17 protein-coding genes are annotated in these 13,518 nt (G+C 58.4%); all 17 read left to right on the top strand.

Translation table 11 applies throughout. The annotated features are described in order from the left end of the window. Positions 1-2: 2 nt before the first annotated feature. The 17 genes from ACR0BI_RS06530 (at position 3) to nuoG (ending at position 13,414) form a co-directional block, all read left to right on the top strand. Positions 3-1,934 carry an acetyl/propionyl/methylcrotonyl-CoA carboxylase subunit alpha gene (locus ACR0BI_RS06530; protein ID WP_480561216.1) on the top strand — a complete coding sequence of 644 codons (1,932 nt, stop codon included), beginning with the start codon at positions 3-5 and terminating at the stop codon, positions 1,932-1,934. A gap of 79 nt (positions 1,935-2,013) precedes the next feature. Then, positions 2,014-2,868, top strand: a complete 855-nt coding sequence (locus tag ACR0BI_RS06525; protein ID WP_170397063.1) for a hydroxymethylglutaryl-CoA lyase — start codon at positions 2,014-2,016, stop codon at positions 2,866-2,868. A gap of 3 nt (positions 2,869-2,871) precedes the next feature. Further along, positions 2,872-3,654: a crotonase/enoyl-CoA hydratase family protein gene (locus ACR0BI_RS06520; protein WP_480561217.1), complete on the top strand. Its 783-nt coding sequence runs from the start codon at positions 2,872-2,874 to the stop codon at positions 3,652-3,654. Between the two features lie 182 nt (positions 3,655-3,836). After that, the gene (locus ACR0BI_RS06515) at positions 3,837-4,202 is read left to right on the top strand and encodes an NADH-quinone oxidoreductase subunit A (protein ID WP_010442778.1); all 366 of its coding nucleotides are present in this window, start codon (positions 3,837-3,839) and stop codon (positions 4,200-4,202) included. Beyond that, the gene (locus ACR0BI_RS06510; RefSeq protein WP_010442777.1) at positions 4,193-4,726 is read left to right on the top strand and encodes a NuoB/complex I 20 kDa subunit family protein; all 534 of its coding nucleotides are present in this window, start codon (positions 4,193-4,195) and stop codon (positions 4,724-4,726) included. Before ACR0BI_RS06515 ends, ACR0BI_RS06510 begins: the two co-directional genes overlap by 10 nt. 11 nt (positions 4,727-4,737) lie before the next feature. Continuing rightward, entirely contained in the window at positions 4,738-5,340 is a 603-nt protein-coding gene (locus ACR0BI_RS06505; protein ID WP_170424113.1) for an NADH-quinone oxidoreductase subunit C, read from the top strand. A gap of 3 nt (positions 5,341-5,343) precedes the next feature. Then, positions 5,344-5,517 carry a hypothetical protein gene (locus ACR0BI_RS06500; protein ID WP_170397057.1) on the top strand — a complete coding sequence of 58 codons (174 nt, stop codon included), beginning with the start codon at positions 5,344-5,346 and terminating at the stop codon, positions 5,515-5,517. Continuing rightward, positions 5,517-5,642, top strand: coding sequence for a hypothetical protein (locus ACR0BI_RS06495; RefSeq protein ID WP_010442774.1), 126 nt, complete (start codon positions 5,517-5,519; stop codon positions 5,640-5,642). Before ACR0BI_RS06500 ends, ACR0BI_RS06495 begins: the two co-directional genes overlap by 1 nt. Then, positions 5,642-6,865, top strand: coding sequence for an NADH-quinone oxidoreductase subunit D (locus ACR0BI_RS06490; protein ID WP_010442773.1), 1,224 nt, complete (start codon positions 5,642-5,644; stop codon positions 6,863-6,865). The genes ACR0BI_RS06495 and ACR0BI_RS06490 overlap by 1 nt, the downstream gene beginning before the upstream one ends. After that, on the top strand, positions 6,865-7,965 hold the full coding sequence (gene nuoE / locus ACR0BI_RS06485; RefSeq protein WP_480561218.1) for an NADH-quinone oxidoreductase subunit NuoE: 1,101 nt from the start codon (positions 6,865-6,867) through the stop codon (positions 7,963-7,965). The genes ACR0BI_RS06490 and nuoE overlap by 1 nt, the downstream gene beginning before the upstream one ends. A 30-nt stretch (positions 7,966-7,995) precedes the next feature. Then, complete coding sequence (locus ACR0BI_RS06480; RefSeq protein ID WP_170397749.1) at positions 7,996-8,223, top strand: DUF5337 domain-containing protein; 228 nt, start codon at positions 7,996-7,998, stop codon at positions 8,221-8,223. Positions 8,224-8,230: 7 nt separating this feature from the next. Then, complete coding sequence (gene nuoF, locus ACR0BI_RS06475) at positions 8,231-9,529, top strand: NADH-quinone oxidoreductase subunit NuoF (protein ID WP_480561219.1); 1,299 nt, start codon at positions 8,231-8,233, stop codon at positions 9,527-9,529. 5 nt (positions 9,530-9,534) lie between these two features. After that, positions 9,535-9,951 carry an MAPEG family protein gene (locus tag ACR0BI_RS06470; RefSeq protein WP_480561220.1) on the top strand — a complete coding sequence of 139 codons (417 nt, stop codon included), beginning with the start codon at positions 9,535-9,537 and terminating at the stop codon, positions 9,949-9,951. After that, positions 9,948-10,451 (top strand): DUF3291 domain-containing protein, encoded by a 504-nt coding sequence (locus tag ACR0BI_RS06465; RefSeq protein ID WP_480878299.1) that lies wholly within the window; start codon positions 9,948-9,950, stop codon positions 10,449-10,451. Before ACR0BI_RS06470 ends, ACR0BI_RS06465 begins: the two co-directional genes overlap by 4 nt. A gap of 79 nt (positions 10,452-10,530) precedes the next feature. Beyond that, positions 10,531-10,887 carry a hypothetical protein gene (locus ACR0BI_RS06460; protein WP_480438780.1) on the top strand — a complete coding sequence of 119 codons (357 nt, stop codon included), beginning with the start codon at positions 10,531-10,533 and terminating at the stop codon, positions 10,885-10,887. 98 nt (positions 10,888-10,985) lie between these two features. Next, positions 10,986-11,390 carry a DUF5333 domain-containing protein gene (locus tag ACR0BI_RS06455; protein ID WP_255612031.1) on the top strand — a complete coding sequence of 135 codons (405 nt, stop codon included), beginning with the start codon at positions 10,986-10,988 and terminating at the stop codon, positions 11,388-11,390. A 2-nt stretch (positions 11,391-11,392) separates the two neighbouring features. Beyond that, positions 11,393-13,414: an NADH-quinone oxidoreductase subunit NuoG gene (gene nuoG / locus ACR0BI_RS06450; protein ID WP_480561222.1), complete on the top strand. Its 2,022-nt coding sequence runs from the start codon at positions 11,393-11,395 to the stop codon at positions 13,412-13,414. The last annotated feature ends 104 nt before the right edge of the window (positions 13,415-13,518 follow it).

Raw genomic sequence — 13,518 nt, 5'->3', positions numbered from 1 at the left:
CTATGTTTAACAAAATCCTGATTGCCAACCGCGGCGAGATCGCCTGCCGGGTCATGGAAACTGCTCAGAAGATGGGCGTATCTTGTGTGGCTGTGTATTCGGATGCTGATGCATCGGCCAAGCATGCGCAAATGGCGGATGAAGCGGTGCATATTGGTGGCGCGGCCCCAGCCGAAAGCTATCTGAAGGGTGATGTGATCATTCAGGCGGCGCTGGATACAGGAGCGCAGGCGATCCATCCTGGTTATGGGTTCTTGTCCGAAAACCCGGATTTTGTGGATACAGTCGAGGCTGCAGGTCTGACCTTCATCGGGCCATCGGCGGACGCGATCCGCAAGATGGGCCTTAAGGATGCAGCCAAGGTATTGATGGAGGACGCAGGAGTTCCCGTCGTCCCCGGCTATCATGGCGACAATCAGGACCCTGAACATCTGGCTGGCGCGGCAGATACCATCGGGTATCCCGTTTTGATCAAGGCCGTTGCAGGTGGTGGTGGCAAGGGGATGCGGCTGGTCGAGGCGCCCGAGGAGTTCTCGGCTGCATTGGACAGCGCGCGCGGTGAGGCAAAGACGGCGTTCGGTAACGATGCTGTACTTGTCGAGAAATTCGTCGCCAAGCCCCGCCATATCGAGGTGCAGGTGTTCGGCGATGGCACCCATGCGGTGCATCTGTTTGAACGCGACTGCTCGTTGCAGCGGCGACATCAGAAAGTGATCGAAGAAGCCCCAGCCCCTGGAATGACTGCCGAGATGCGCGAGGCGATGGGGCAGGCGGGCGTGCGTGCGGCTGAGGCGATTGGATACAAGGGCGCAGGGACGGTTGAGTTCATCGTCGATGCCTCGGACGGGCTACGCCCGGATCGGTTCTGGTTTATGGAGATGAACACGCGCCTGCAAGTCGAGCACCCGGTGACCGAGGCCATTACCGGCGTCGATCTGGTCGAATGGCAGTTGCGCGTAGCAGCGGGTGAAAGCCTGCCGAAGCGGCAGGGCGATTTGTCGATCCGCGGGCATTCCTTTGAGGCGAGGCTTTATGCCGAAGATGTGCCCAAAGGCTTTCTGCCTGCGACGGGTACGCTGACTCATCTACAGTTCCCGAAAGGCTGCCGTGCCGACAGTGGCGTGCGCGCCGGGGATACGATCAGCCCATGGTACGACCCTATGATCGCCAAGGTCGTGGTGCATGGCCCGACACGCGCGGTCGCTTTGGAAAATCTCCACCGGACCTTGCGCCAGACCGAGGTCGCCGGGACTGTCACAAATCTCGCCTTCCTTGGTGCTCTGACGCGGCACAGCGGGTTTGCGTCGGGCGACGTGGATACCGGGCTGATCGGGCGGGATCTTGATGATCTGGTGCAGGAAGCTGGCGTAAGCAACGCTTCGGCAGTGGCTGCGGCGATGACGGCGTTGGGTCTGGCCGAGACGGTCTCTGAAACGGGCTTTATGCTATGGGCACCGTTACATCGCGCTGTGCAGTTACTGCGGGACGGAGAGGTTGTTGATCTGGATGTCCAGGTCGAAGGCCCGGATCGGCAGATTTGGGAGATCGAAGGTGCGCAGCTTGTTGCGCGGCGGCGTGGCGCTGGCTGGACCATCGATGGGACACCCATACCCAATGTTGTCATGGCCGGGTCACAGGTCACTGTATTCGACGACTATGGGCAGGTATTTGAGGTCATTGACCCTCTGGACCGCGATGCCAGTGCTGCAGGTGACACCAACGTGATCGAGGCGCCGATGCCCGGGCTGGTCAAGGCCGTCTTCGCCTCGGCGGGGCAGGAGGTGAAAGAGGGCGACCGGCTGGCCATTCTGGAAGCCATGAAGATGGAGCATTCTCTATTAGCCGCCCGCGATGGCGTGGTTGCAGAAGTGCTGGCCGAAGCGGGGGCACAGGTCGAGGCAGGTGCGGCGTTGGTTCGGTTGGCCGAGGATTGATCTGTTCGGCCCGTGGATTGCGTGGCAAAGTCGGGCCATCCGCAATTGAAACGATAAGAAACCGGGAAGGGATGCGCTGATGAAAGAACGGGTCGAAATATTCGAGGTCGGGCCACGCGACGGCCTGCAGAACGAACAGCGCGAGATCCCGGTGGCCGAGAAGGTCGCCTTGGTCGATTGCCTCAGCCGGGCCGGTTTCAACCGGATCGAAGTTGCCAGTTTTGTCTCACCGAAATGGGTCCCGCAAATGGCGGGCAGCGGTGAAGTTATGGCTGGAATCACACGGACCGAAGGCGTGCGGTACGCTGCGCTGACGCCGAATATGCGCGGGTATGAGGACGCGTTGGCAGCCAAGGCAGATGAGATCGCGGTGTTTGCTTCGGCGTCCGAGGGATTCTCGAAAGCGAACATAAACGCGACGATTGCCGAATCCATCGAACGGTTTGTGCCCATTCTTGAAGCGGCACGACATATTGATCTGCCCGTCCGGGGCTATGTCTCGTGCGTGACCGACTGTCCCTATGACGGCCCGACCCCACCCGAGAAGGTGGCCGAGGTGGCGGACGCGCTGTTTGCCCATGGCTGCTATGAGATTTCGCTGGGGGACACAATTGGGCAGGGAACGCCGGACAAGATTGCTCATATGCTGCTGGCCGTGCGCGAACGAGTGCCGGTTACCCGGCTTGCAGGACATTTTCATGATACCAACGGGCGGGCAATCGACAACATAGACGCTTCGCTTGCCTTGGGTGTGCGGGTATTTGATACCGCCGTGGGCGGGCTGGGTGGTTGCCCTTATGCGCCGGGTGCGGCCGGTAATGTCGCAACCGAAGCCGTGACCGCACATCTGGAACGGTTGGGATATGAGACCGGTCTGGATGTGCCGGTTCTGGAACAGGCGGCGCGCATGGCGCGGGCAATGCGGGCGGAATAAGATATGTTCGAGACCATTACGCTGAACACAGACGCGCGTGGCGTGGCTACTCTGACGCTGGATCGACCCGAGAAGCACAACGCACTGTCGGCGCAGATGATTGCAGAGCTAACCCAGGCCGCTGGGCAATTGGCAAATGATGATGCGGTGCGGGTGGTGGTTCTGGCCGCCGCGGGCAAGAGCTTTTGCGCCGGGGGAGATCTGGGTTGGATGCAGGCGCAGATGGCTGCAGATCCCGAGACGCGTTTTGCCGAAGCGCGCAAGCTGGCTGAGATGCTGAATGCCTTAAATACGCTGCCCAAACCCTTGATCGGCGCGTTGCAGGGAAACGCGTTTGGTGGAGGTGTCGGGATGGCCTCGGTCTGCGATGTGGCGATCGGTGTGGAAAGCCTGAAGATGGGTCTGACCGAGACGCGGCTTGGCCTGATCCCGGCGACGATTGGACCCTATGTCATTGCCCGAATGGGCGAAGCACGGTCGCGGCGCGTCTTTATGTCTGCCCGCCTGTTCGAAGCGGCGGAAGCGGTCGAACTGGGCCTGCTGGCCCGCGCAGTGCCCGCTGAAACGTTGGCCGAGGCGGTTGAAGCCGAGGTGCTTCCCTATCTGTCCTGTGCACCCGGTGCAGTGTCTTCGGCCAAGCAGCTGATCCAGTCACTTGGGCCGCGAATTGATGACGCGGTGATTGACCACACCATTCGACAGCTTGTCGCGCGTTGGGAAACTGATGAGGCGCAAGAGGGAATCGGCGCCTTTTTCGACAAACGAAAACCTGCATGGATTAGTTAGGTTTAGCCGATCACTTTGTTCCAGAAGTGTTCTCCGCAATCGCCCGCTGGATGATTGTAACAATGCCGACCTGCGCGTTTCTGTTCGGTTGACCCTCTGACCCCACAGGGATAGAGAATGTCCAGTCAAATCGCCAATTGACGGCGCACCCTTTCGGGACTTGCGCAGGAAAGGAGCTATAAGTGGAAGACCTGCTGCGGGAGTACCTCCCGATTCTGGTGTTTCTGGCCGTTGCCGTAGGCCTTGGAATCGTACTGATTCTGGCTGCTGTGGTCCTGGCTGTCCGCAATCCCGACCCCGAAAAGGTCAGCGCCTATGAATGTGGTTTCAACGCCTTCGACGATGCGCGAATGAAGTTTGATGTCCGATTCTATCTGGTCGCGATTCTCTTCATCATCTTTGATCTGGAAATCGCCTTCCTGTTCCCCTGGGCCGTTGGCTTCAAAGACATCAGCGATGTTGGGTTCTGGTCGATGATGGTGTTTCTGGCGGTGCTGACCATCGGCTTTGCCTATGAATGGAAGAAAGGGGCCCTGGAATGGGAGTGATGACGGGGGCAAACACCGCCGGCGTCGACAAGGAAGTCGCCACCCAGGCCCTGAACGCGGAACTGCAGGACAAGGGGTTTCTGCTGACCTCGACCGAGGACATCATCAACTGGGCGCGGACCGGATCCTTGCACTGGATGACCTTTGGTCTGGCCTGCTGCGCGGTAGAGATGATGCACACGTCGATGCCACGGTATGACGCGGAACGGTTCGGCATCGCGCCTCGTGCGTCTCCGCGCCAGTCTGATGTGATGATCGTCGCTGGAACGCTGACCAACAAGATGGCCCCGGCGCTGCGCAAGGTTTATGACCAGATGCCCGAGCCGCGCTATGTGATCTCGATGGGGTCCTGCGCGAATGGCGGTGGGTATTACCACTATTCCTATTCCGTTGTGCGTGGCTGTGACCGGGTTGTTCCGGTGGACATCTACGTGCCCGGCTGCCCTCCAACCGCTGAGGCGTTGTTGTATGGACTGATGCAGCTGCAACGCAAAATCCGCCGAACCGGCACCATCGTACGCTGAGGGAGAGGTAGATGAGCGAAGCACTCAAAGAACTCGGCACTCAGTTGGAGCTGAAACGTGCAGATTGCGTTCTGGCCTGGGATGTGACCCATGGCGAGCTGAACGTCGATGTGGCTCCTTCGAATCTGGTGGAATTCATTGAGTTTCTCAAAAGTGAGCGGACCTGCCAGTTCTCGACCCTGGTTGACATCACCGGCGTCGACTACCCCGAACGGGCCAAGCGGTTCGATGTGGTCTACCACTTCCTGTCAATGTATCAGAACCAGCGCATTCGCTTGCGAGTCTCGATCCGAGAAGATGACATGGTGCCTTCAATCGTGGACGTGCACCCCTCTGCCAATTGGTTCGAGCGCGAGGTGTTCGACATGTTCGGCATCCTGTTCTCGGGTCATCCAGACTTGCGACGCATCCTTACGGATTATGGTTTCCGCGGCTATCCGCTGCGCAAGGATTTCCCGACCACTGGCTATACTGAAGTCCGCTATGACGAAGCGCAAAAGCGCGTGGTCTACGAACCGGTCTCATTGGTTCAGGAATACCGTCAATTTGATTTCATGTCCCCGTGGGAAGGTGCGAACTACATTCTTCCGGGGGATGAAAAACAGGAGTCGTAAGTCATGGAGTTCCTGATCTGGATTGCCGTCACGGTTGCCACGATTATCCCGATGCTGAAGCTGCTACCGCATTTCGGGATCGAGAAATACTGGGTCGTAGCCTGCGTCATCCCGATTGGAACGCTGATCCTGATTTGGATCATGGCCATGAAACTGCAAGAGATGGAGCGCCGTTGATGGGTCTGGGGGAACTGATTGCGTTGGGGGCGCTTGGGGTTCTGTTGGCTGGGGCCGCTGCCAAGGCAGCTGAGGCGGAAAAGGTCCGGGTACGGGCCGAAGCGAAGAAGAAACGAGGGCGTTGATGGACGGCTCAAGATACGATGACGGCAGCACGGACGCGCTGAGCGGAGAACAGAAGATCCGCAACTTCAACATTAACTTCGGCCCGCAACACCCTGCGGCGCACGGAGTTCTGCGACTTGTGCTTGAGCTGGACGGCGAGATCGTCGAACGTTGCGACCCGCATATCGGCCTATTGCACCGTGGTACCGAAAAGCTGATGGAAAGCCGGACGTATCTGCAGAATCTGCCGTATTTCGACCGTCTTGATTACGTGGCACCGATGAACCAGGAACATGCCTGGTGTCTGGCCATCGAAAAACTGACCGGTGTTGAAGTGCCGCGTCGCGGCTCGCTAATCCGCGTTTTGTATTCCGAGATCGGTCGTATTCTTAACCACCTGCTGAACGTGACTACTCAGGCCATGGACGTTGGCGCGCTGACCCCGCCTCTGTGGGGTTTTGAAGAGCGTGAAAAGCTGATGGTGTTCTACGAGCGTGCCTGTGGTGCCCGCCTGCACGCTGCCTATTTCCGCCCCGGTGGCGTCCATCAGGACCTGCCGCCGGAATTGCTGGATGATATCGAGGCGTGGAGCCACGAGTTTCCCGCCGTTCTGGACGACATCGACGGTCTGCTGACCGAAAACCGCATCTTCAAACAGCGCAACGCCGATATTGGTGTCGTGACCGAGGATGACATTCAGAAATACGGCTTCTCGGGCGTAATGGTGCGCGGATCGGGGCTGGCATGGGACCTGCGCCGCGCACAGCCTTATGAATGCTATGACGAGTTCGAGTTCCAGATTCCCGTCGGAAAGAACGGCGATTGCTATGACCGCTATCTGGTGCGCATGGAAGAGATGCGCCAGTCGCTGCTGATCATCCGTCAGGCCATCGCCAAAATCCGCGACTGTCCCGGAGACGTTCTGGCGCGCGGAAAGATCACCCCGCCGAAACGGTCGGACATGAAGACCTCGATGGAGAGCCTGATCCATCACTTCAAGCTTTATACCGAAGGCTTCCACGTCCCCGCGGGCGAAGTCTACGCCGCCGTCGAAGCTCCCAAGGGCGAGTTTGGCGTTTATCTAGTCGCCGACGGCACTAACAAACCCTACCGCGCCAAACTCCGCGCGCCGGGGTTCCTGCACTTGCAAGCCATGGACCACGTCGCCGGAGGCCACCAACTGGCCGACGTCGCCGCGATTATCGGCACCATGGACGTCGTATTTGGAGAGATTGACCGCTAATGCTCCGCCGTCTTCACGCCGAACAACCCGAAAGCTTCGCCTTCACCGCTGCTAACCAGAAATGGGCCGAAGCGCAAATAACCAAATATCCCGAGGGGCGTCAGGCCAGTGCGGTCATCCCGCTGCTGTGGCGCGCGCAGGAGCAGGAGGGATGGCTGAGCCGTCCGGCGATCGAATCCGTCGCCGACATGCTTGGTATGGCCTATATCCGCGTTCTTGAGGTTGCCTCGTTCTACTTCATGTTCCAACTGCAGCCGGTTGGTTCGGTTGCGCATATTCAGGTCTGTGGCACTACGTCCTGCATGATTTGCGGGGCCGAGGACCTGATTGCGGTTTGCAAGGAAAAGATCGCTGCAAAGCCGCATGAACTGTCTGCTGATGGCAAGCTGAGCTGGGAAGAGGTGGAATGCCTCGGATCTTGCACCAACGCCCCGATGGCGCAGATCGGTAAGGATTACTACGAAGATCTGACGTCCGAGAGCTTTGGCAAGATTCTCGATGATCTGGTGGCGGGCAAAGTGCCGACTCCGGGTCCTCAGAACGGGCGCTATGCGGCGGAACCTCTGAAGGGGCTGACCAGCCTGACGGAGTATGACAGCGGCAGAACGCAGTATAACGCAAGTGTTCAGCTTGCGAGCGATCTGGGCGATACGGTCAAGCGCATCGACGGAACCGAAGTTCCGATCCTGACGCCGTGGCTGGGCAAGGATGGCAAGGCTGCTGCTACAAATGCCGCGCCGAAGCCGCCCAAAGCGCCGGCTTCGGCGAAGCCAGCGGTGAAACAAGCCGCTGAGGCGAAAGCAGCGAAAGAGGATCAGCCGGAAACGCTGAGCAGTGCGCGCGATGGCAAGCCCGATGATCTGAAGATGCTGAAGGGCGTAGGTCCGAAGCTGGAAGAGACTCTGAACGAGTTGGGCTTTTACCACTATAACCAGATCGCTGCCTGGACACCCGAGCAAGTGGCCTGGGTGGATGCACGGCTGAAATTCAAAGGCCGGATCGAGCGGGACGGGTGGATCGAACAAGCCGCGAAATTGGCTTCAGGTGAAAAGACCGAGTTCGCCAAACGTGCCAAGGAAGACGGCACTTACGAGGACTAGATGGGTGCCCGTTCGGGGCATCAGGACGATATGGATAAAGACAAGGAACTGGCCATAGCCCGCAAGGGCCGACATATCGGCATCGTCATCGCCGTGACGATGGTGATTTGGCTGGCCATGAATTTGTTCATCGGCCCGGCGCTGGGCTTGACCGCGCGCTATGCGCTGCTGTTTGATTTTGCCGCTCTGGCAGGTTTCATCTATGCGGGCGTCAACATTTTTCAACTCTGGCGCATGCGTCAGGACAGCCAAAGGTAACTGAGCGATGCTGAAGGATCAGGACAGGATCTTTACCAACATCTACGGGATGCACGAGCGCACTTTGAAAGGCGCGCAGACCCGGGGGCATTGGGACGGCACCGCTGGCCTGATTGAAAAGGGCCGTGACTGGATCATCCAGACGATGAAGGATTCAGGTCTGCGCGGCCGTGGTGGTGCGGGTTTCCCGACCGGTCTGAAATGGTCTTTCATGCCCAAGGAAAGCGATGGTCGCCCGGCTTATCTGGTGGTGAACGCGGATGAATCCGAACCCGGGACGTGCAAAGACCGCGAGATTATGCGTCATGATCCGCACACGCTGATCGAGGGGTGCCTGATCGCGTCTTTCGCAATGAACGCGAATACTTGCTACATCTACCTGCGCGGCGAATACATCCGCGAGCGTGAGGCTCTGCAGGCGGCGATTGACGAAGCCTATGACGCGGGTCTGCTCGGGAAGAATGCTGCTGGTTCCGGCTGGGATTTCGACCTGTTCCTGCATCACGGCGCTGGGGCTTATATCTGCGGCGAGGAAACTGCTCTGATCGAAAGCCTTGAGGGCAAGAAGGGTATGCCTCGCATGAAGCCTCCGTTTCCGGCGGGTGCGGGTCTTTATGGCTGCCCGACCACGGTGAACAATGTGGAATCGATTGCCGTTGTGCCCACGATTCTGCGGCGTGGTGCCGACTGGTTCGCAGGCTTTGGCCGTCAGAACAACGCGGGCACCAAGCTGTTTGCGATCTCGGGCCATGTGAACAACCCCTGTGTCGTCGAAGAGGCGATGTCGATTTCCTTCGAAGAGCTGATTGAAACCCATTGCGGCGGCATTCGTGGCGGCTGGGACAATCTGCTGGCGGTAATACCCGGCGGGTCTTCGGTGCCATGCGTGCGCGGTGAGAACATGCGCGACGCGATCATGGATTTTGACTATCTGCGCGGAGAACTGGGTTCGGGTCTGGGCACGGCAGCGGTCATCGTGATGGACAGGTCCACCGACATCATCAAGGCAATCTGGCGGTTGTCGAAGTTCTACAAGCACGAAAGTTGCGGCCAGTGTACGCCATGTCGTGAAGGCACTGGTTGGATGATGCGCGTGATGGATCGTCTTGTACGCGGTGAAGCCGAACTGGAAGAGATCGACATGCTGTTTGACGTCACCAAACAGGTTGAAGGCCACACGATCTGCGCTCTTGGCGATGCGGCGGCCTGGCCGATCCAAGGTCTGATCCGCAATTTCCGAGAAGAAATAGAGGACCGCATCAAGGCCCAGAAATCGGGCCGCATGGGTGCGATGGCAGCGGAGTAAAATCGATGGAAGTCTATGCCGAATATTCCCACGCGATCGCCGCTTTGGTGATCTTTACCCTGATCGTTCTGTTCATGTCGCCGTTCTCGGCGCTTGCAAAAGTGGGCAAGGGGCTGGCACCGGGGGCCACTCCGGATCAGGATTATTCGGACAGGGCCTATCGTTTGAACCGCGCTTATCTGAACGGCACTGAAACTCTGCCTGCCTTTTTGACTGTTACAGTCGCGGCGATCCTGTTGGGGGCCAGCCCGTTCTGGGTGAACCTGCTGGCCTCAGTAGCGCTGCTGGCGCGGGTTGTTATGTTGGTGATTCACCTGCGCGGGATCGGCAAGCCGCATAGCGGGGTCCGGTCTGTTGCTTATGTGGTTGGATGGGCCTGCATGTTCATTCTTGGCCTTATTGCTTTGGTGGCCGCGTTTTGATCCAGCCCGAAGGATATCATCTGGCCGAGTTGAATGTCGGCCGTTTGTTGGCGCCAACAGACGATCCGCGCGTGGCTGAATTCATGGCCAACCTGGATCGCGTCAACGGGCTTGGCAAGCGGATGTCCGGCTTTGTCTGGATGATGGAAGGGTCCGGAGAACCGGGAACAGGCAACACCGAAAACAGCATCGGGGATGATCCGCAATTCGTCGCGAACCTGACGGTTTGGGAAGACGTCGCCAGCCTTGAGAAATTTGTTTGGGGGACTATCCACAAACAGTTCTACGAGCGTCGGCAAGAGTGGTTCGAAATCCTTGGCGAACAACATTTTGTCATGTGGTGGGTGCGGGAAGGGCATTGCCCCAATTTGGCCGAAGCGCTGGATCGTCTGGAAAAGCTGCGCTCGGAAGGACCCAGCGAGCATGCCTTTGGGTGGGCAGAATTGAAACAGGCCAGCAAGTGGCGCGACAATCGTTGCGTTCAGGTCGCGGCGGAGTGAGCGGGATGTTGTTTCATACGCTTTCTCCTGCGCATCAGCGGATGCCACAAGCGCCAGCCACGAAACAGGAGTGGTCATGATGGCGAAACGCGTATTCGTAATGACAATGGTATTGGTGGGAAGCTTACTTGTATCTGCCTGCGGTACAGCGAAATCGAGGGCGACCCGCGTGGCGTTTGATGGCATTTTCTTCAACGCCAACGCTAAACACGTGGATAAGAAGACGACACCTACCGATTTCACTGTGACTGTGAATGGCGTTTCGCAGTCATTGGAAGGCGCACGCGAAGCGGGCCGCTATGAGGCGACAAAATTCTGCATTCAGAATTTTGGATCGTCCAGAATTGTATGGAAGGTTGGGCCGGAGACCGAGCCGCAAAATCTACGGATCGAAAACGATAAGCTGACGTATGCCGGAAGCTGTCAGCGACCATGAGCCACCGTATCGCATATCACGGCAAAACCCATGGGCTGTTATTGCATAGCAGCCCGGCTGACCGCCGTCTTGGGAATCCCAAGACGAAAGGAAATGTCATGACTGTTGTACGACTTCTGGCCGCGATTTGCGCGATTTCGATGCCTGTAATGGCCGAAGCCAAACCACCCTTGAGGGATGTCAAAGAGATCGACAACGAACTCTACTACATCGCGATCGCAAATGAGATTTCGGAGTACTGTCCGTCGATCAGCGGGCGTCGACTTAAGGCGATTGGGGTGATGTGGGATCTGCGGTCCAAGGCGAACAAACTGGGATATTCGGACAAGGAAATCCGCGCCTATGTGGACTCGGATGCCGAGAAAGACAGGATGCGTGCCAAGGGTGAGGCGTATCTGATCCAAAACGGCGTGTCTTATGAAAATCCCAATTCTTTCTGCACGTTAGGGCGGAAAGAGATTGAAAGAAACAGCGCCATAGGCGTGTATTTGAGGGCGAACTAGCGATGTCTGACCTCCGCAAAGTCAATATCGACGGGCAGGAAATCGAAGTCGATGGCGCGATGACACTGATCCAGGCCTGCGAGCAGGCCGGGGTCGAGGTGCCGCGCTTTTGCTATCACGAGCGTCTGTCGATTGCCGGGAACTGCCGGATGTGTCTGGTCGAAGTCGTGGGCGGCCCGCCGAAACCGGCGGCCTCCTGCGCGATGCAGGTGCGCGATCTGCGTCCGGGTCCGGAAGGGCAGGCACCGGTGGTCAAGACGAACTCGCCCATGGTCAAGAAGGCCCGCGAAGGGGTGATGGAGTTTCTGCTGATCAACCACCCGCTGGATTGCCCGATCTGCGATCAGGGCGGTGAGTGTGACCTGCAGGATCAGGCCATGGCCTATGGTCTGTCAGGGACGCGCTTCAAAGAAGCCAAGCGTGCCGTGGATGATCTGGACCTTGGTCCGCTGGTTGGCACCGCGATGACTCGCTGCATCAGTTGTACTCGTTGCGTGCGCTTCACCACAGAGGTCGCCGGGATCACCCAGATGGGTCAGACCGGACGCGGCGAAGATGCCGAGATCACCTCGTACCTGAACCAGACGCTGGATTCGAACCTGCAGGGCAACATCATCGATCTGTGCCCGGTAGGGGCGTTGACCTCGAAGCCATATGCATTCACCGCTCGCCCTTGGGAACTGACCAAAACCGAGAGTATCGACGTGATGGACGCTTTGGGCTCAAGCATCCGTGTAGATACCAAAGGGCGTGAAGTGATGCGCTTTCTGCCGCGCAACCATGACGGTGTGAACGAGGAATGGATCAGCGACAAGACCCGCTTTGTCTGGGACGGCTTACGGCGTCAGCGACTGGACAGGCCTTATGTGCGCGAAAACGGCAAGCTGCGTCCTGCCACATGGCCAGAAGCACTGAACAAAGCTGCTGAGGTTCTTAAGGGGGCCGAGAAACCGGCTGGGATCGTAGGTGATCTGGCTTCGGTTGAGGCCATCTATGCGCTGAAACAGATGATCGAAGGGCAAGGCGGTATCGTTGAGTGCCGCACCGACGGCGCCAAACTGCCTGCGGGTAACCGAGCAGCCTATGCCGGGACCGCGGCAATCGAAGATATTGATGCAGCTGAACGTATCCTGTTGATCGGGACCAACCCGCGTGACGAGGCTCCGGTTTTGAATGCTCGTATCCGCAAGGCCTGGGCACACGGCGCCGAGGTGGCCTTGGTCGGGCCTGCCGTCGATCTGACCTATGAGTATCACCATGTAGGCAGCGACCGTGCCGCGCTGCAGACCATCGTTGATATGGGTGGTGATGATGAGATCAAGAGCAAGCGCTCTCTTGTCATCGTCGGGCAGGGCGCGCTACAGGAGGCCGATGGCTCTGCCGTTCTGGCCGCCGCGCAAGCCATTGCAAGCAATACCGAAAGTGGGCTGATCGTTCTGCACACCGCGGCATCGCGCGTAGGTGCGATGGATGTGGATGCGACCAACGAAAGTGGCATGGAGGCGGTCAACGCGGCCGATGTGATCTATAACCTCGGTGCTGACGAAGTCGAGATCGGCGAGGGTGCTTTTGTGGTCTATCAGGGCAGTCACGGCGATCGTGGCGCGCACCGCGCAGATGTGATCCTGCCGGGGGCGGCTTACACAGAAGAAAACGGTCTGTTCGTGAACACCGAAGGGCGTCCTCAACTCGCCGTGCGCGCAGGCTTTGCACCGGGAGAGGCCAAGGAAAACTGGGCAATCCTAAGGGCGTTGTCTGCCGAGCTGGGGGCTACTCTGCCCTACGATACATTGGCTCAGTTGCGCACCTCCTTGCTCGAATCTGTTCCGCATCTGGCGCGCATTGATGAGGTGATTGAGAATGAAGCAGCGGCGCTACAAGCCGGAAAATTGGGAGAAGCCAGCTTCCGCAATGCAATCAAGGATTTCTACCTGACCAACCCGATTGCCCGCGCCTCGCAATTGATGGCCGAACTATCGGCACAGGCGCAGACCCGCAAGACTGAGAAGATTGCGGCTGAATGAACCAGAAACGTTTCATATCGCAGACGTACGCGGTGCCCGGGTGGCAGATAGCCGCGCCGGATTTGCGTGTGAAATTGAAGATTAAGGGTGGCGTACAGACGGCA

The organism is Ruegeria sp. E5 (assembly GCF_056534105.1).
This window is presented reverse-complemented; position numbering and strand designations above follow the sequence as displayed.